Source organism: Arsenophonus endosymbiont of Crataerina pallida, from assembly GCF_964020125.1.
Taxonomy (GTDB): Bacteria; Pseudomonadota; Gammaproteobacteria; order Enterobacterales; family Enterobacteriaceae; genus Arsenophonus; species Arsenophonus nilaparvatae.
The window spans coordinates 2,262,580-2,280,753 of record NZ_OZ026540.1; the positions used below are offsets into that span (position 1 = coordinate 2,262,580).

An 18,174-nucleotide genomic window follows, 5' to 3' on the forward strand; every position below is an offset into this window, starting at 1 on the left:
TAGTAAATTTTAGTTAAATTTTTAATTACCAGACAAAATAGTAAATGCGATTGTTAAAATAGGCTCAATAAAAAATTATACAAGTGTATAGGGTAAAGATAGCTGATGGTGGGGCATTTGGTATTTTAATAATAAAAAATTCAGTAAATCCGGCCAGATAAAATAACTTATTGGTAAGGAAGAATTTTGTTTGACAATTAATTTAATTGTGACTTAAAAATTCTCCTTTATGATGACTAAAATCGATGTTTTACCGCTTCAGCAAGTATAGTTAGTAATTGTTCAGTGTCCTGCCAGCCTAGGCAAGGGTCGGTAATAGACTGACCATAGGTAAGTGGCTTGCCGGTAGTGACTTGCTGGGTACCTTCTATTAGAAAACTTTCTGCCATAATGCCGGCGATAGCCCTCGAGCCTTTTTGCAATTGTTGAGCAATGTTTTTAGCGACATCGATTTGGCGTTGATGAATTTTTTGGCAATTACCATGGCTAAAGTCGATAACCAATCGTTCTGGTAATCCCAATTTGCGTAACTGACTACAGGCTATGGCAATATCTTCAGCGCTATAATTAGGCCGTTTTCCTCCCCGCATAATAATATGGCCATAAGGGTTACCTTTTGTTTGATAAATAGTCATTTGGCCATTCTTATCAGGTGATAAAAATACATGGCTGGCACGTGTGGCACGAATAGCATCGATAGCAATATTGATATTGCCGTCGGTACCGTTTTTGAAACCAACTGGACATGACAGCGCTGATGCCATTTGTCGATGGATTTGGCTTTCTGTTGTTCTGGCGCCGACAGCTCCCCAGCTAATAAGATCGGCTACATACTGACCGGTTATCATATCTAAAAATTCAGTTGCTGTTGGTAGTCCAAGTTGATTAATATTAGTTAGTAGCTCACGGGCTAAACGCAAGCCTTTATTAACTTGGCACGAATTGTTTAGGTCAGGATCGGAAATTAAACCTTTCCAGCCAATCACCGTACGTGGTTTTTCAAAATAGGTACGCATCACGATTTCAAGATAATCTTTATATTCGCCGCGCAATTTAGCCAACATTTTGGCATATTCAAGTGCCGCTTGGGTATCATGTACAGAGCAGGGGCCAATGACCACCAATAGGCGTTGATCTTGGCCAATTAAAATTGACTCAATCGATTTCCGTGACGTTGTAACATTTTTGATAATTTCTTTGGATAGCGGAAATTCATCCACCAGCGCTTGAGGCGTAATAAGTCTATCAATAGGTTGAGTTCTTAACTCATCGGTTTTATACATATTTATCTCATATATAATTCAATATAGTCGATTTTCTGGCAAATAAACTAGCATTACCATAACCGAAAATAAACTGGATCTAATGGTTGTTTAAGATATCGTTAAAGTAATGAGCGTTTCTCAGCTAATTTTAAATTGTTAAAATATACGACGACTTAGCCCAAATATTTCAATAATTTTGGCTGAAATCTCTTCGACAGAGTAATTAGTTGTATTTAAATAGTTAATATTATGTCTTCTAAATAAAGCCTCAGCCTCTGTTAATTCTATCCGACATTGATGTAAAGAAGCATAACGACTTTTTTCATAGCGCTCTTCACGAATAGCGGCTAGACGCTCAGGACTAATTGTTAGACCAAAAAGTTTATTTATATAAGGTTTTAATGCAAGTGGTAATTGTAAATTATCCATATCATCTGCGGTGAAAGGATAATTGGCAGCCTGGATGGCAAATTGCATCGCTAAATAGAGGCTGGTGGGTGTTTTACCACAGCGCGAAACCCCAAGTAAAATAACCTGAGCCTGATCGAGATTTTTTAGTGATATACCATCATCGTGCGCTAATGTATATTCAATCGCTGCAATTCTAGCATCATATTGATTTAGATTAGATAGTCCATGCGTACGGTTGAGCTTTGGTTCGGGTTTTAAGCCGATCTCTTGCTGGATCGGATCAATTAAAGATTGGACAATATCATGACAACAGCCAGCACTATTGGTAATAATTTTTTTTACTGTTGGAGAGATAATCGAGTAGAAAACCAACGGCCGGAGATGGGTTTTTAAATAGATTTGTTCAATTTTTTGTTTTATTTCTTCGGCGCGTTTTTCGCTGGTGACAAACGGTAGTGTGTAAGAAGAAAAATTTAGCGGAAATTGTGATAAAACTGCATGCCCGAGTGTCTCTGCAGTAATAGCGGTTCCGTCAGAGATAAAAAATACACAGCGTTCTAAATTTTTGGCGTGATGATTGTCCATTGGTTAATTTTCCTTTTCTTTAATTCTATTTTTAGAAAGTAAAATAATAAAGATCAAATGTAAAAATTTGTTAGCCGAATGATAGATTATCTGGTGTTAAAAAATATTATTATGAGCTTGATCGATTCACCATTCCATTTTTGGTTCAACACTATGTTAGTCTTAATGATGAGATAATTTTTGCCAACTAACTAAAATATTTACACTTCCTATGAATTTTAATAAGGGATCTTTTTCAATGTCCGATAATGGCCGTACTTCATGCAATATACTTTGGTATAACCAGCTTACTATGAATGATGTTGATTTAGTTGGTGGAAAGAACGCTTCTTTAGGTGAAATGATCACACATTTAGCTGATCTGAATGTTATGGTGCCGAATGGTTTTGCCACTACCGCCCGAGCTTTCAATGATTTTTTAGAACAAGGTGGGGTTAATCAGCGTATATACCAATTATTGGATGAAATTGATATTGACGATGTAACTCAATTAGCCAAAGCAGGTAGCCAAATCCGGCAATGGATCATCGATACCCCTTTTGGCGATAAATTAGAACAAGATATTCGGCAGGCTTTTTTGCAATTATCCGCCGATGAGTCTGATATTTCGTTTGCCGTACGTTCTTCTGCTACTGCCGAAGATATGCCAGATGCTTCTTTTGCAGGTCAGCAAGAAACTTTTTTGAATGTACAAGGTATTGACGCGGTAATGGTTGCTATTAAACATGTTTTTGCTTCACTATTTAACGACCGGGCTATCTCATATCGAGTTCATCAAGGTTATGATCATCGTGGTATCGCGCTTTCTGCTGGTATTCAACGCATGGTACGTTCTGATTTAGTTTCTTCGGGCGTAATGTTTACTTTAGATACCGAATCAGGTTTTGATCAGGTAGTTTTTATTACCTTAGCGTGTGGGCTTGGCGAGATGGTTGTTCAAGGAGCAGTTAATCCTGATGAATTTTATGTGCATAAACCGACATTAAAAGCGGGCCGTCCAGCTATTGTGCGCAGAACATTAGGCTCGAAAAAAATGCGTATGGTCTATGCTGATAATCATCAACATGGTAAGCAGGTGAGAATTGAAGAGGTAGCCGAAAAACAGCGTAATAGTTTTTTGTTAGCGGATCATGAAGTTGAAACCCTTGCTCATCAGGCATTATTAATTGAGCAGCATTATGGCCGGCCAATGGACATTGAATGGGCTAAAGATGGCCATAATGGTAAATTATATATTGTCCAGGCGCGTCCTGAAACTGTCCGTTCTAATCAGCAGGTAATGGAACGCTATCAAATAAAAAAAACCGGTAAGGTATTAGTAGAAGGGCGTGCTATTGGCCAACGTATTGGTGCAGGAACAGTTAAAATTATCCACGATATTAGTGAAATGAGTCGTGTGCAGGCTGGTGATGTTTTGGTTACCGATATGACCGATCCTGATTGGGAGCCTGTCATGAAACGAGCCGCTGCTATTGTCACTAATCGTGGTGGACGTACTTGCCACGCGGCGATTATTGCTCGTGAATTGGGTATTCCGGCTGTGGTTGGTTGCGGTGACGCGACTGAGCGGCTACAAGAGTGCCAATTAGTGACAGCCTCTTGCGCTGAAGGTGATACCGGTTTTGTTTATGCTGATAAATTGCCATTTGAAATCAAAAGTTGTCAGGTTGATAAAATGCCACCATTAAAGGTGAAAATCATGATGAATGTCGGTAATCCTGATCGAGCATTTGATTTTGCTTGTTTACCTAATGATGGCGTTGGTTTGGCACGTTTGGAATTTATCATTAATCGCATGATTGGGGTCCATCCACGCGCTTTATTAGAGTTTGAGCAACAAACAGCTGAGTTACAGGCTGAAATTCGAGCGCTAATGTTAGGTTATCAGGATCCGGTTGAGTTTTACATTTGTCGCTTAACAGAAGGAATTGCAACACTAGCGGCAGCATTTTGGCCGAAACGGGTGATTGTCCGTTTATCTGATTTTAAATCAAATGAATATGCTAACTTAATTGGCGGTGAGCTTTATGAACCTCATGAAGAAAACCCTATGTTAGGTTTTCGTGGTGCCGGACGCTATGTGTCCGATAGTTTTCGCCAATGTTTTGCCCTGGAGTGTGAATCGGTCAAGTGGGTGCGAAATATCATGGGGTTAACCAATGTTGAGATTATGATCCCATTTGTCAGAACCGTAGCTCAAGCAGAAGCTGTTATTGAGGAGTTAGCACATCATGGTTTAAAACGCGGTGAAAATGGTTTGAAAATTATAATGATGTGTGAAATTCCATCAAATGCCCTATTAGCAGAACAATTTCTTGCCTATTTTGATGGATTTTCTATTGGTTCGAATGATATGACACAATTAACCCTCGGGCTTGATCGTGATTCGGGTATTATTTCTTCATTATTTGATGAACGTAATGAAGCGGTAAAAGCATTAATTTCAATGGCGATCACAGCCGCGAAACAGCAAGGCAAGTATGTAGGTATTTGTGGTCAAGGTCCTTCTGATCATCAGGATTTTGCCCAATGGTTAATGAAAGAAGGGATCGATAGTCTTTCGCTTAATCCCGATACGGTGATGAAAACATGGTTGTCACTGGCCGAAAATGATTAGTACTGGTTAATTTTATTAATTAAATTTATTTTGCAAACTGAGGCTGAACATAAAAAAACAGACTCAGTTAGTGGCGATCAATATTTAATATTTATGCTTTTAACTGGCGATTATCAATCAAAATCAATTAGTTAATGATGTAAAAATATTTGCGGAACATTTTTGTCTGGATGAGTTTTCACATAAAGATTGGCTCTGTACCAGCGGCGTAAATTGTCTTCTGTCATGACTTGTTGCGGCGTGCCGACACTAACCAGTCGCCCCCGATAAAGTAAATAAATGCGATCTGCATATAATGCTGCTAGGTTTAAATCATGTAATACACAACAGATGCCAATAGATTGTTCTCGATTTAATCGATGTAATAAACGTAAACTTTGCTGCTGATGATAGAGATCAAGTGCCGAGGTTGGTTCATCCAAAAATAAGTAGCTATTATTGGGCTCTGGCTGCCAAAGTTGGGCGATAACTCGTGCTCGCTGAACACGTTGTTGTTCTCCGTCAGAAAGTTGTTGGTAATTTCGATAACGCAATGCCAGGCAGTCTGTTTGTATTAATGCACTTTCGATAGCTTGATTGAAATAATAACTACCATAGGGAGTTCGTCCCATTGCCACAATTTCTTCAACGGTAAACGGAAAGTTGAGTTGGTGATGTTGACGCATTACCGCACGTTTACGCGATAATTTATTAATATCCCAGGTTGCCAGCGATTTCCCTTCTAATAAACAGTCTCCAGTATGTGGTTTAAGAAAGCCGGTCAATAAACGTAGTAAGGTCGATTTTCCGGCACCGTTAGGCCCGATAATAATACTTATTTGGTTGTGATAGAGTGACAGTGATAAATCATCAATAATATTTTGACTGTTTACGCTATAACAGAGTCGTTTTGCTGCAATAAAAGGTGGGGAAGAGCGGCACATAATTTTATTACTAACCTTGTGACTGTTTTAAAATAAGATAGAGAAAATAAGGGGCACCAATTAACCCGGTAATTAAGCCTACTGGAATTTCTGCCGGTGTGGCTATGGTACGAGCGATGGTATCAGCAGTAAGTAGTAAAGCGGCCCCGGCTAAAGCACAAGCGGGTAATAACCATTTATGGTTGGCGCCAAAGCTTATTCTAATAAGATGTGGGACAACTAAACCAATAAAACCAATTATTCCACTTAGCGCAACAGCACAACCAATTAAAAGTGAGCTAAGTAGTAACAGGATAAATTTTGTTTTTTTTACTTTTAAACCGAGATAATGGGCCTCTTCATCACCTAATTGTAATAAATTAAGTTTCTTACTTTGTTGTAAGGTAATAAGTATGGTCAGTGAGATGATGGTGGCGGCAATGGCTAATATGGCACCATTATTTTGACTTAAAGAGCCCATCATCCATAATGTAAAGTTGCGTAACTGTTGGTCATCGCTAATATAGCTAAGTACACCAATGAAAGATACGCATAATGTATTAATCGCTATGCCTGACAAAAGTAATTTTGTTAAATGACCATTTGAATAATGGGTTAATGAAAAAATAACTATTGCAATAATAAAGCCACCAGCAAACGCGGCTATCAGATAACCATAGTCACTTAACAGTGAAGAACTGGGGAAGGGAAGAACAATAAAAAGCGCAACACCAAGGGCTGCTCCGCTACTAATGCCAAGTAAGCCGGGATCGGCTAATGGGTTACGAAATAGCCCTTGCATAATAGCACCCACAACGGCTAATGCACAGCCGACTAATAATGCCAGCAAAATACGGGGTAAGCGAATAGTTAACCAAATTTGCCAATGATTATCGGTTAATGGTTGTTGCCAAAGTGTGTTAAACGACAAAGCCATTGCACCCACATTTGCCGCCAGTAAGGTAATTAAAATAACAATACAAAATAAAATGAATAAGCCCAATTTTGGATAAGCGAATTGTTTCATCATTTATTGGTTTTTTCCAAAGTATCAAGTATTTGTTTCATAACGCTAGGCGTCGACAAGCCAAATCCGAGCAGCCCTAAATCATTAACGACGAGTAATGCTTTGTTTTTTCCGGCAGGTGTCATATTAATACCCGGCAATCGCCAGACTTTTTCTATTCCACCTAAAGAGCGGAGCCCTTCAAGAGTAATTAAAATCCAATTAGGTTGGCTGGCAATGATGGCCTCTTGAGAAAGTGGCAGATAACCATTAAAACCTTGCAATGCATTTTTGGCCCCGACCGTTGAAATAATACTATCTGCCGCGGTGCGTTGACCGGCGACTAGCGGTACAGTTCCATTATGGCTAAATATGAAAATGATTTTTTGTTGCAAAGGAGCAGTATTAATTAATGACAATTGCTCATTAAATTTATCGATGAGTTGTTCACCTTTTTGTGGCTGCTGGATAGCGTTAGCAATGGTGCGAATTTTTTCTGGTATGGCTGCCAGAGAAGGTGTTTCTGTTACTTTTATTATTTTCACTCCTGTTTGTTGAATTTGTTTTAGGACTAAATCGGGTTTAGCTTGTTCACTTGCTAAGATTAGTGTCGGGTATAGCGAAAAATGCCTTCAGCATTTAACATACGCATATAGCTTACGTCAGGAAGCTTTAATACCGATTCTGGTTGACGACTGGTACTATCTCGAGCAATAACCTGTTTCCTTCATTAAGGGCATAGATAATTTCAGTAATATCCCCTCCAAGGGTAATAATGCGTTCATTTGCCTGAGAATAAGGAATGAGTAAAAATATGATGATGGAGAGAAGCCCTAATTTCATATTAAGTTTAACTCCTGTCATTATATTTTAGTTAAGGTTGAAATTTGCTTTTGCCAATCTAATTGTTCAGGTTCTCCTTCGGTACGTTGACCAAATAGTTGAATGACTTGATTGCCATAGTGATCAAAAATTTCCAGGCTGGTGACTATACCATCCTTGGTTGGTTTACGTGTTACCCAACTGTTAGCGATGCCAGTTTCAATCACATTGAGGGAGAATTTTGTATTTAAAACATTAATTTTTTGTAGCGAGCTTTGTTTGTCATGATAAGCCGCCAGTTTTTGAATGCATCCGGTAAATATTTGCATGCATCCAAGGTTACCAACGAAGATCATAATTTCATTTTGTTGATTAAAGGCGGAGTGCAGGATGTGATAGAGAGAATGATTATTAACCTGATAAGCAAGTTCGTCGCTAACTGCGGCGAAGATTTGTTGCCGTTTGACATTATGTTTTTGCAATAATTGAAAAAATTGATGAATATTTGTCATATTGCTCCAATCTGTTTCTAGTTGTTTTTTTACCGCTTCGTTAATATGTGGTGGTTGTTGATAGGCAGTAATAGGACGCAAATTTAATGGCGGATTGGCGGTCATTTGATATTGATTGATTAACTTATACCAAACAGCCATATTGGTTTTTTCAGTGGCATAGATCTTATGTACGGTATTACCATAATGATCAAAAACCTGAATACTGTGCTGTATATTATCTGAAAATGTCTCAGTTAAGGCAAAGCTGATTGCCCAGTGATCAAGAAAAATACGCAAATCCAGTTCTCTGGGATTAAGAACAATACCAGTCAGGTTGTTTAAACGAATATTTTTGAATTCACCGATATGGATATGAGTGGCATATTTATTATTGGTAATTGCTTTTATTTCACCTAGATTTGCTAATTCAGGTAATAATAGTGTTGGGTTTATATTTAACCGTTTAGCATCATCAGCATTTGCACATGCATAAATCAATTCTGCTTCTGTGACATTTAAATAGTTTACCGATTCTGCCATTGATTGCAGATTATTCTGCTGTTTTGCCTGCTGGTAGCGGTTATAAAGTGAATCGTTCATACTTTCATTTCCTTATTAGGTATATTGTGTTGATCCATAATTTATTTATTACTATCACTAACCTGCTATGCCTAATGTTGGACATAGGTGTAAATTGTAGGGTCTCTCTGATTTATTAAATTTAAAATCCTGTTTGTCATTACTAATAGCTTAAATAGAAATCTTTAGCTCTATAAACCACTTGTTGCTGTAGATTGTCTGATTTTTATTATTTTGTTTGTTTTTTGAGCTAAAAAACGTATTTATGACAAAATTTTGCTCTGATAGAGAGAGATTTCGCAATAAAATTAATTGTCATGAGTAAAATAAATAAGTAATTACTTATGACTTGCTATTACGTTAATAAAAATAATTACCAGCGATAATTAATTTTAAAATGTATATTCCTACCTTCCTGTGGAATACCTAATGATGAGGTGTAGGACTTATTAAATGCATTGGTTAATGATAGGGTGGAATTTATGCCTGATAACCGCCCATTTCCTTGATAATATAGATAGAAGTCATTGGTACCATAACCCGTTTGTTGAGTGATAGGATTCCAATATTTATCTTTACCTCTATGGTCGCCAGAGCGATTAGTTCTGGCGGCAAACTGTCCAACCCAGCCCAATGAAAAACCGCTATTAGCCAGTGGTACATCAAGTGAAGCCGTCAAACTTTCTGGTCGAATCGATGAAATGCTCATACCAGATGTGGTGTCTTTCGCATGAGTTCGATTGTAAGCGAGAACAGCATTGAACCAAGGAGTGGTATAATAATTCTACTATCTATACCATGGATAACCACAGATGGTGTATTGATACTTAATGTGTCTAGCCTCTGGCCATCAATGATGGTTGTTATATAATCAGTTGCTTTAGTATCAAAAACAGTTGTGCGCCATTGCAAACTATCATTAGCCAGCAATTTATTATCAAGATGTAACCTTAATCCATATTCAATAGTGTGGTTGCGTTCAGGTCGTAAATTAGGGTTGGGTTTGAAATAACTACCGGGGAAGTGTCTTGAATCGTTATAAATTTCACTTAATCTTGGGGCTCGGTAACCTTCGGCATAAGAGGTAAAGAGTTCCAACCAATTTGTTGGGTTAATACTGATAGCAGCACGAGATGTCCATTGAGAATCCTGGTTGTTGCCGTGTTTATTACTATCATTTTTATAGTTCGTATAGCGGGTACCGGCAGAAAATGTAATAGGAAGTTTATTTAATGTTATTTCATCCTCTAACCAAACAGCAATATTACGTAATGTCGCTACTGGAAAGTGATTAGCTTGTTTATTAGACTGTTGCTGTTGTTGATAAAATTCGCTACCAATGTTGAATTGGTGAGCAGCAAACTGATTATGATCCCAGGTAAAATAGTTAGTTATCCTGCTTCCTTGGATATTAAGTGAACGGTTTTCATCATTGTTTTTATTAATAGGTTTTTGTTTGATCATGAGTTTACTGTAGTAAAGATCCCAATCTATAAGCCAATTTTTCGTATGAAGAGGATAAATTTTTTGTGTCAATTGAATATCATATTGTTTGGTATTCCGATCATAGTGGCTATTTGTGTAATAGTTAGGTTTGACAACTTCTGGGTTTCTAAGTTGTATTCCATCATTTTGATAATAGCGTAATTGAGCTGAAATCATATATGACGGAGTAATTGCCCAGTTGCCCTTGGCGAGTAGACTGTGAATATCCTCCTTGTATCTTGAAAACGGTTTAAAATAGTTACGATTAGATTTGGTAAGGTGCATGCAGCCCGATTCCTCCTTGTATCTTGAAAACGGTTTAAAATAGTTACGATTAGATTTGGCAAGGTGCATGCAGCCCGATTCCTCCTTGTATCTTGAAAACGGTTTAAAATAGTTACGATTAGATTTGGCAAGGTGCATGCAGCCCGATTCCTCCTTGTATCTTGAAAACGGTTTAAAATAGTTACGATTAGATTTGGCAAGGTGCATGCAGCCCGATTCCTCCTAGGGTTTTAAGCCCGTTAATTAGCGACCGGCGCATACACTGAGTCACTCATCTGAAACCCGAACAGTTGTCCGTACTCCATAACGCATTTGCAAGGATGGGTAATCATGAGTCAGCCAAATCCACTTTGTGTGGGTATTGATGTTTCTAAAGCAACGCTGGACATAGCAGCCAGCTGTGATATTGCACAGTTTACGGTCAGTAATGACTCTGACGGTTTTGATGCCATTATCGCCGAATTGAGAAAGCATTCGGTGGTGTTGGTTCTGATGGAGGCAACTGGCGGGCTTGAAGCTACTGTGGCCTGCTCGCTCCAGGCTGAAGGCTTTGACGTCACTGTGATCAATCCCAGACAATCCCGAGACTTTGCCCGCGCTATGGGCTATCTGGCAAAAACTGACCGTATTGATGCCAAAGTGCTTGCACAAATGGCAGAGGTTATTAATCGACATCCGGAGCGAGAGCGCTTTATCCGGACTCTGCCAAATGCAGAACGTCAGGTTCTTGCTGCGATGGTCGTACGCAGACGCCAGTTGATTACAATGTTGGTGGCAGAACGTAATAGGCTGTATACTGCACATCCACAGAATAGAAAAAGCATCAACATCATCATCAAGGCGCTGGAAGATGAACTTGCCAGAATCGATGAGGATATGAACAACCACATAAGGAACCACTTTAAGGATCTGGCCGCTAGGCTGAGCAGCATTAAAGGGGTTGGTACCATGACAGTTGCTGCGTTGTTGGCGGAGCTTCCCGAACTGGGCAGCCTCTCGAGGCGAGCTATTAGCGCGCTTGTAGGCGTTGCCCCCATAAACCGGGACTCGGGTACCATGCGTGGTCGGCGAACCATATTTGGCGGAAGGGACGGAGTCCGAACAGCACTTTATATGGCCGCGCTTGTAGCAACTCGCTTTAATCCGGTGATAAAAGCCTTTTACATGCGTCTGCTTGCAGCGGGAAAAGCCAAAAAAGTGGCGCTGGTCGCCTGTATGCGCAAGCTGCTGACTATCCTGAACGCGATGCTCAGAAAGAACGAAGAATGGAATGAGTCGTACCATCACGTTTCTCCATAATTTTAACGTTCAAGACAGTTGCTTATTAAAAGGAATTGAGCCATCACTGAGATGAGGCGATCCTTTTGATCTTGTACTAAAGGCAATCAATCCATCAGTGTCGTCAGTTCTACCAAATAATAAGCTACCATATTGATATCCCTGATCATTATGGCTATAGCCTAAGGTTAGAATAGCACCATGAGATTGCTCTGGAGCCAGCAGATCTCGTGCATTAACTGTTTTTAAGGCGATAGTACCACCAAGGGCTCCACTACCATCTTGTAGGCTATTACTACCTTGAATAGCAATGATTTTTTTTATAAACATTGGGTCTAGAAAGGTGCCGGTGATTGTTCCAGCATCAATATCTTGCCGAATACCGTCAATGGTTATGAGAACCCCGGAACTTTCATAACCTCGCATGTTTAAATTTTGGCCATTAGTACTACCAAAGCCAGAGAGGCTGACACCGGGAATGTTTCTTAATAAATCTAATGCGTTAGATGCATATTGATATTTTGGCTTGCTAGTATCAATTACCGTATATGTTTTAGCGGTAGTGGATATATTTGGCATTGCTTGATCAGCGTATACGGTAATGGTTTTATCGTCTGCTTTTGCCCAGGATGGCTGCGGAATCAGCATTCCGATGATACAAGGTACGCCATATAGTGAATATTTAATATAATTAATTGATTTTAAGGCGGTTTTTTTCTTGAGACCCATAGGTATCCTTCCCTATTGTTATAATAGATCTAAAAATTAGCTGCCTGATAGTAGTTAGGTGGCTTGGTTTTGATTATTTTATTTGGTTAATATTAATTTTCCTGCTCTGGTCTGGCGTAATTGATAAATTTCACCTTGATGGTAGATATTAGCAACTCCTTTTTGATCCAATAAATGTTGGCTATTGATGGTATTAATCATCTGGGTTGTTATTTGTTTTACATCTGAATTTAGTAAATTACTTTGTCTGAGTTTGTTCATATCGAAGAGGTATAACTAAATAATGGTAATGATAATTATTATTGTTTTGTTGTTAATCAAGGTTTTTCATCTGCAGATAAACCGTGATAAAGTGAAATAATGATAAATAATTAAGAAATTTATTTTAAAAACAACAAAATAGAATTATTCTCATAAAGGATGGTTGAAAGAATATAAATAATTTTTATAAAGCAGGATTATTATTTTAGATGGTATTAGAATAATCAGTAATATTTATCTGTTTTTTATAGTTTTTTATTCATTCTTTGAGCAATAAAATAGATAATAAATATGTTTTTTAATCTAAATGCAATTATATAATAAAATGTTATTATTTTAAATAATAGATTTTATTTGTTTATATTATAGTCAAAATATATCGTTCAAAACTTTTATTTGATTTTCATGGTATTCCATTCACTTATTTATTGTTAACTTTAGGTTATTTTTACTATTTTATTTATATTCAGTGACGTTAAAAAAATAACATAGTTGAAATTTGTAAATTATATGTTTAATTATAGCTGGACGGATGACAGACCAGATTATGATATAGAATAAGGTTTATTTACTGTTATATAATAGAAATCAAATAATAATATATGGTATTAGATAATCAATTGAGTGGTAAATGAATAACAGGTAAAATTTATGCATGTTTTATTATTAATCAATGTTTGGCAGGCTTAATTAAAAATATGAATATTTATAGGTAAGTATCTTACTTTATAGCAGATGCGCTTTAGATTATTATAAATAAAAGTCAATAATATCATTATAAATCAATTGATTATCATTAATATTACTATTTGCAATAGAAAAAAAAAGCCTATCATGGGCTGACAGGCAAAGACTACACACAGCAATATTCTGTAGGTTTCATGATTTTTTATTGCATAATAATGCTAGGAATATTGAAACCAATAATTTATAAAGAGGTTAATCTATAAGCATTATATTAAGATAACTCTAAGGTTTTATCACTAAGAATTATCTCAATAAAAATTTAACTTTATAGTATAATTATATAAGATTATTATTTAATCATACTAATGTTAAAATTAATGAAATTTAATTGTACGGTATTAATCGGTATTTTGGAAAATTTTTAGCGCAACAAATTTCAAATAATTTAAGTATAATGATTAACAAGAATATTAATTAAGTCAATCATTTTAATTTAAGGATCTTTCTTATATAAATTAGATTTGGTTAAATTATTTGATAACTTAGTTGGTTTCGAAACCTCATTCATCCAGGCGGTTAGTAAATTATGTGAGACAGCTAAAACGACTGGACCAATAAAAAGACCAATTACGCCAAATGATAAAATTCCACCAATAGCGCCAATCAAAATAAGTATCATTGATAAATTCGCCCCCATTCTTATTAAAATAGGACGTAGTACGCCATCCATTGTTGCGACAATTATGCTCCATACAATCATAATAATGGCCCAGCTGGTATTGCCTGACCAGAATAACCATACTATGGAGGGTACCATAATCAATAATGGTCCAAGTTGGGCAACACAACATACAAAGATAAGAATTGTTAATATCGCAGCATAAGGAATATCTGCTAAAGCTAAACCAATACCACTGGTAATTGCTTGTATTAATGCGGTAACTACTACACCTAATGCAACAGCGCGAATTGATTGGCCTGCAAGTAGGATCGCGGTATCGCCTCGCGTACCTGCCAGGCGAATGGCAAAATGCCGAATACTTAATATAACACTTTCTCCCTGCAAATAGAGTAATGCACTAAATAGTAACATTACGACAAGATGAAACACGAAACGCCCGGCATTAATGGCTTGCGCTAAGAACCAGCTGGTTGCTTCTCCAACATACGGTTGTAGTTTAGCAATTAATGTATTACCGCCATTAGCGACCAATGTATGCCAACCATATGACAAGATGTCATTATGGGCAAAATGGTGACTTTGGTTGTTTTCAACGCTAAGTTTAATATGACTAAAATGACTATTATCACCTATATTAGCGGTCAATCGACTGCCTGTCAGATGCGGCTTATCATCAACAGAAACAAAATGTTCAACAACCTGCGATTTGCAATTGGCACCAATCTCTAAATGATAGCGATAGTGACTAGTATTAACATAATTATGGTGATTTGAACCAGAGGTAATATTCAATATATAGAGCGGTTTTTCTACCTGTTGATTAGCGGCCAATTTAATCATTAGGGGTTGAGCGGCCAGACTCTCAGTTAAATACAGGAATATTTCATCGGTCACGATAGGCGCTGGAAGCTGTGCTTGCGCATCCATCATTTGAATTTGATAAGGACCAAAGTTATCACTACTTAAGTCAGGGATAAGACATCCATCAAACAAAACAATTCGCCAGCCGTCAAGGGAGATAGCCAGCTGTTTTAATTGCTCAGCAGTAATTGTGTTAACTTTATCACTATTTAATTGGTATTGAGCGTTAAGTACTTTTGCCAACGGCGTATAATGCCACTCTTCATGGCGAAATGGCGGAAAACCAATTTTCTCTACCTGCTGCCAATAGGCCTGAGCTTGTTTTTCATTTGCTCTCTTACTGGCATAAAAAAGTGTCGCAAAGCTTTTTAGCGCCTGTTGATTTAACTTTGTGACTTGCTGCTGTTTTTCTGCTCTTTCACTGTTGGTCAATAAGCCAGCCATAGCCTTGTACCTCCAGTTTTTTGGCCAAGGTAAAATCACCTGATTGAATAATTTTGCCTTGATGGAGAACATGAACAAAATCAGGCTGTACATAATCCAAAATACGCTGATAGTGAGTAACGATGATAAAAGCTCTTTCAGGGCTACGAAGTGAGTTCACGCCATTAGCCACAACTTTTAAGGCATCAATATCAAGACCCGAGTCAGTTTCATCTAAAATACATAACTCAGGCTCTAACGCTGCCATCTGTAAAATATCATTGCGCTTTTTTTCTCCACCAGAGAAACCGACATTTACTGATCGAGTAAGTAAATCTTTCGGCATATCAAGTAGTTCAATTTTATCTTCAATAAAATCCTGAAAATCAAATCTATCTAGTGGTGGCTGCTTACGATACTCTCTTACTGCATTAACCGAGGTTTGTAAGAAAAATTGATTACTTACGCCAGGAATTTCCACTGGATATTGAAAGGCTAAAAATATACCTTCTCCTGCACGTTCTTCCGGCGATAACTCAAGCAAATTTTTATTTTTGAATAGAATTTCACCCTGTTCTACTTGATATTCTTCACGTCCTGCCAGTGTCGCTGATAATGTACTCTTGCCTGATCCATTAGGCCCCATGATTGCATGTACTTCACCCGCTTTTACTTCTAGATTTAATCCGTTAAGAATTTGATTACCTTCAATACTGACATTTAAATTTTTAACACTTAACATTTCATTGGCCTTTGAATAACTGAGTATTCTTTTAATAGGAACCATCAACCCACACTATGCTCCAAACTAATTGCTAACAATTTTTGTGCTTCAACGGCAAACTCTAATGGTAATTCAGAAAAGACATCTTTACAGAAACCATTTACGATCATCGAAATGGCGTCATCCTCACTAATACCTCGTTGCAAACAATAAAAGAGTTGATCTTCACCAATACGAGATGTTGTAGCTTCATGCTCTAACTGTGCGCTACTATTTTTTACTTCAATATAAGGAAAAGTATGCGCGCCACATTGAGTGCCAATTAACATAGAATCACATTGGGTATAATTTCTGGCATTTTCTGCCGTCGGTAAAATCTTTACTAAACCGCGGTAACTATTTTGACTACGACCAGCTGAGATCCCTTTAGAGATGATGGTGGAATGCGTATTCTTACCAATATGGATCATTTTTGTACCGGTATCAGCCTGTTGATTACCATTGGTTAATGCCACTGAAAAGAATTCCCCCACCGAATTATCCCCTTGCAAAATAACACTAGGATATTTCCAAGTAATAGCCGAACCTGTTTCAGACTGTGTCCAGGACATTTTGGCATTCTCACCCTCGCATAAGGCGCGTTTGGTGACAAAGTTTAAAATGCCACCGGTTTCACTTTCACCACCTGAAAACCAGTTTTGTACGGTAGAATATTTTACTTCAGCATCTTTATGAATAATAACTTCAACTACCGCAGCATGTAATTGATAGCTATCTCGCACCGGAGCAGAGCATCCTTCAATATAACTAACGTAACTACCTTCATCAGCAATCAAGATAGTGCGCTCAAACTGACCGGTCTTAGCTGAATTAATACGGAAATAGGTTGATAATTCCATCGGGCAACGAACTCCTTTTGGCACATAAACAAATGTCCCATCAGAAGCGACAGCAGAATTTAATGCCGCAAAAAAATTGTCTCGATTAGAAACGACCGTACCAATATATTTTTTTACTAACTCAGGATACTGTTGGATAGCTTCACCAAAAGAGCAAAAAATAATACCCAGTTTCGCTAATTCGCTACGATAAGTTGTTGAAACAGAAACAGAGTCAAAAATAGCATCTACCGCAACCAATTTACCCTCACGGACTGGTACACCAAGTTTATTGAATGCTTCTTCAACTTCGGCGGTCAGATAATTATTGCTATGCTCATCCCCACCCGCTGCCGATGAATCAGTTTCAGTTTGACAAGTATCATCGCAACTATTGCAGGATGGCGCTGCATAATAACTATATTCCTGGTAGTTTAAATCAGGATAATAGCCTTTAAGCCAGTGGGGTTCTTCCATACCCAACCAATGTTGATAAGCCTCTAAACGAAACTGCAACATCCAATCAGGTTCATTACGTTTGGCTGAAATCGCTTTGATGACCTCTTCATTGAGACCTTTAGCTAATTCATCCGTTGCAACCTGAGTGAAAAACCCCTCTTTATAACGATGCTCCGCTATCCATTGTTGAACATCATCACCAATTTCTATATTACGCTGTGACATAATTTAATTCACTTAAATACCAAAGCTTTCACCACAACCACAAGCGTGTTGAGCCTTAGGATTATTAAATTTGAATACTTGATTAAGTCCCTCACGAACATAATCAACCTCAGTACCATCAATAAATGGCATTGCTTTTAGAGGAACAAAAAGTTTGGCGCCATTATTTTCAAACAGCAAATATTCTTTAGTTGGATTATCTATCAATGTAATGACATAACCAAATCCTGCACAACCTGATTGCTTGATATTAAGAGATAATCCCTGACTAGCAGGATTTTTTTTCATTAATTTAAGAATTTGAGCAGCTGCTTTATCGGTTATGGTAAGGCCCTGCCAAGTTGTTTCATTCAAAGAAAAAGTATCAACATGCTCTGCCATTATTGACCTCACAAAACTAATATTTTGACTAGATTACACTATCAATGTAACTAGACTTTTTTTGTTTAATATTATATATGGTAATGATAACATTTCTCACTTCAACCATTTATTTTAAGCGGATATTTTTATTAG

General features: G+C 37.5%; 14 protein-coding genes, 1 other RNA gene and 2 pseudogenes. 2 read left to right on the forward strand and 15 right to left on the reverse strand.

Annotated elements, in window-relative coordinates; all coding sequences use genetic code 11:
* Positions 1-236 precede the first annotated feature (236 nt).
* Both AACL31_RS12145 and ppsR read right to left on the reverse strand, forming a co-directional pair.
* Positions 237-1,283, reverse strand: a complete 1,047-nt coding sequence (locus AACL31_RS12145) for a 3-deoxy-7-phosphoheptulonate synthase (RefSeq protein WP_310511977.1) — start codon at positions 1,281-1,283, stop codon at positions 237-239.
* A 138-nt stretch (positions 1,284-1,421) separates the two neighbouring features.
* Positions 1,422-2,261, reverse strand: coding sequence for a posphoenolpyruvate synthetase regulatory kinase/phosphorylase PpsR (gene ppsR / locus AACL31_RS12150; RefSeq protein WP_310511976.1), 840 nt, complete (start codon positions 2,259-2,261; stop codon positions 1,422-1,424).
* A gap of 238 nt (positions 2,262-2,499) precedes the next feature.
* Here ppsR and ppsA point away from each other — a divergent pair, with 238 nt between their 5' ends.
* Complete coding sequence (gene ppsA, locus AACL31_RS12155) at positions 2,500-4,878, forward strand: phosphoenolpyruvate synthase (protein WP_310511975.1); 2,379 nt, start codon at positions 2,500-2,502, stop codon at positions 4,876-4,878.
* A 131-nt stretch (positions 4,879-5,009) separates the two neighbouring features.
* Here the strand turns inward: ppsA and AACL31_RS12160 are convergent, their stop codons facing one another.
* The 6 genes and pseudogenes from AACL31_RS12160 to AACL31_RS12185 form a co-directional block, all read right to left on the reverse strand.
* Entirely contained in the window at positions 5,010-5,801 is a 792-nt protein-coding gene (locus AACL31_RS12160) for a heme ABC transporter ATP-binding protein (protein WP_310511974.1), read from the reverse strand.
* 10 nt (positions 5,802-5,811) lie between these two features.
* Entirely contained in the window at positions 5,812-6,807 is a 996-nt protein-coding gene (locus tag AACL31_RS12165; RefSeq protein WP_310512011.1) for an iron ABC transporter permease, read from the reverse strand.
* A pseudogene (locus AACL31_RS12170) lies at positions 6,807-7,629 on the reverse strand (heme/hemin ABC transporter substrate-binding protein). The gene AACL31_RS12165 and the pseudogene AACL31_RS12170 overlap by 1 nt, the downstream one beginning before the upstream one ends.
* 20 nt (positions 7,630-7,649) lie before the next feature.
* Positions 7,650-8,702, reverse strand: coding sequence for a hemin-degrading factor (locus tag AACL31_RS12175; protein WP_310511973.1), 1,053 nt, complete (start codon positions 8,700-8,702; stop codon positions 7,650-7,652).
* Positions 8,703-9,054: 352 nt separating this feature from the next.
* Complete coding sequence (locus AACL31_RS12180) at positions 9,055-9,390, reverse strand: hypothetical protein (RefSeq protein ID WP_129109305.1); 336 nt, start codon at positions 9,388-9,390, stop codon at positions 9,055-9,057.
* Positions 9,387-10,658, reverse strand: a complete 1,272-nt coding sequence (locus AACL31_RS12185) for a TonB-dependent receptor domain-containing protein (protein WP_339053201.1) — start codon at positions 10,656-10,658, stop codon at positions 9,387-9,389. Before AACL31_RS12185 ends, AACL31_RS12180 begins: the two co-directional genes overlap by 4 nt.
* A 123-nt stretch (positions 10,659-10,781) precedes the next feature.
* Between AACL31_RS12185 and AACL31_RS12190 the strand changes: the two genes are divergently transcribed.
* Positions 10,782-11,750, forward strand: a complete 969-nt coding sequence (locus AACL31_RS12190) for an IS110 family transposase (protein WP_339053074.1) — start codon at positions 10,782-10,784, stop codon at positions 11,748-11,750.
* A gap of 9 nt (positions 11,751-11,759) precedes the next feature.
* Here the strand turns inward: AACL31_RS12190 and AACL31_RS12195 are convergent, their stop codons facing one another.
* The 7 genes and pseudogenes from AACL31_RS12195 to sufA form a co-directional block, all read right to left on the reverse strand.
* On the reverse strand, positions 11,760-12,458 hold the full coding sequence (locus AACL31_RS12195; protein WP_310512813.1) for a TonB-dependent receptor plug domain-containing protein: 699 nt from the start codon (positions 12,456-12,458) through the stop codon (positions 11,760-11,762).
* A 78-nt stretch (positions 12,459-12,536) separates the two neighbouring features.
* The gene (gene hemP / locus AACL31_RS12200) at positions 12,537-12,719 is read right to left on the reverse strand and encodes a hemin uptake protein HemP (protein WP_310512812.1); all 183 of its coding nucleotides are present in this window, start codon (positions 12,717-12,719) and stop codon (positions 12,537-12,539) included.
* A gap of 817 nt (positions 12,720-13,536) precedes the next feature.
* Positions 13,537-13,645: antisense sRNA RprA (gene rprA, locus AACL31_RS12205), an RNA gene on the reverse strand.
* Between the two features lie 254 nt (positions 13,646-13,899).
* Positions 13,900-14,634 (reverse strand): annotated as a pseudogene (gene ydiK, locus AACL31_RS12210) (AI-2E family transporter YdiK); the annotation flags it as partial.
* 733 nt (positions 14,635-15,367) lie between these two features.
* Positions 15,368-16,114, reverse strand: a complete 747-nt coding sequence (sufC, locus tag AACL31_RS12215) for a Fe-S cluster assembly ATPase SufC (protein ID WP_310512808.1) — start codon at positions 16,112-16,114, stop codon at positions 15,368-15,370.
* Between the two features lie 44 nt (positions 16,115-16,158).
* A complete protein-coding gene (gene sufB, locus AACL31_RS12220; protein ID WP_310512809.1) occupies positions 16,159-17,658 on the reverse strand; it encodes a Fe-S cluster assembly protein SufB in 1,500 nt (499 codons plus the stop codon).
* 12 nt (positions 17,659-17,670) lie between these two features.
* Positions 17,671-18,042 carry a Fe-S cluster assembly scaffold SufA gene (gene sufA, locus AACL31_RS12225; RefSeq protein WP_310512816.1) on the reverse strand — a complete coding sequence of 124 codons (372 nt, stop codon included), beginning with the start codon at positions 18,040-18,042 and terminating at the stop codon, positions 17,671-17,673.
* Positions 18,043-18,174: the final 132 nt, after the last annotated feature.

Excerpts from the sequence above, each read along its gene's own strand:
- sufB (WP_310512809.1), bottom strand. The coding sequence starts at position 17,658 with ATGTCACAGCGTAATATAGAAATTGGTGATGATGTTCAACAATGGATA.
- AACL31_RS12180 (WP_129109305.1), bottom strand. The coding sequence starts at position 9,390 with ATGAGCATTTCATCGATTCGACCAGAAAGTTTGACGGCTTCACTTGAT.
- AACL31_RS12175 (WP_310511973.1), bottom strand. The coding sequence starts at position 8,702 with ATGAACGATTCACTTTATAACCGCTACCAGCAGGCAAAACAGCAGAAT.
- AACL31_RS12190 (WP_339053074.1), top strand. The coding sequence starts at position 10,782 with ATGAGTCAGCCAAATCCACTTTGTGTGGGTATTGATGTTTCTAAAGCA.
- AACL31_RS12165 (WP_310512011.1), bottom strand. The coding sequence starts at position 6,807 with ATGAAACAATTCGCTTATCCAAAATTGGGCTTATTCATTTTATTTTGT.
- ppsA (WP_310511975.1), top strand. The coding sequence starts at position 2,500 with ATGTCCGATAATGGCCGTACTTCATGCAATATACTTTGGTATAACCAG.
- AACL31_RS12195 (WP_310512813.1), bottom strand. The coding sequence starts at position 12,458 with ATGGGTCTCAAGAAAAAAACCGCCTTAAAATCAATTAATTATATTAAA.
- sufC (WP_310512808.1), bottom strand. The coding sequence starts at position 16,114 with ATGTTAAGTGTTAAAAATTTAAATGTCAGTATTGAAGGTAATCAAATT.
- AACL31_RS12160 (WP_310511974.1), bottom strand. The coding sequence starts at position 5,801 with ATGTGCCGCTCTTCCCCACCTTTTATTGCAGCAAAACGACTCTGTTAT.
- AACL31_RS12185 (WP_339053201.1), bottom strand. The coding sequence starts at position 10,658 with ATGCACCTTGCCAAATCTAATCGTAACTATTTTAAACCGTTTTCAAGA.
- ppsR (WP_310511976.1), bottom strand. The coding sequence starts at position 2,261 with ATGGACAATCATCACGCCAAAAATTTAGAACGCTGTGTATTTTTTATC.
- hemP (WP_310512812.1), bottom strand. The coding sequence starts at position 12,719 with ATGAACAAACTCAGACAAAGTAATTTACTAAATTCAGATGTAAAACAA.
- AACL31_RS12145 (WP_310511977.1), bottom strand. The coding sequence starts at position 1,283 with ATGTATAAAACCGATGAGTTAAGAACTCAACCTATTGATAGACTTATT.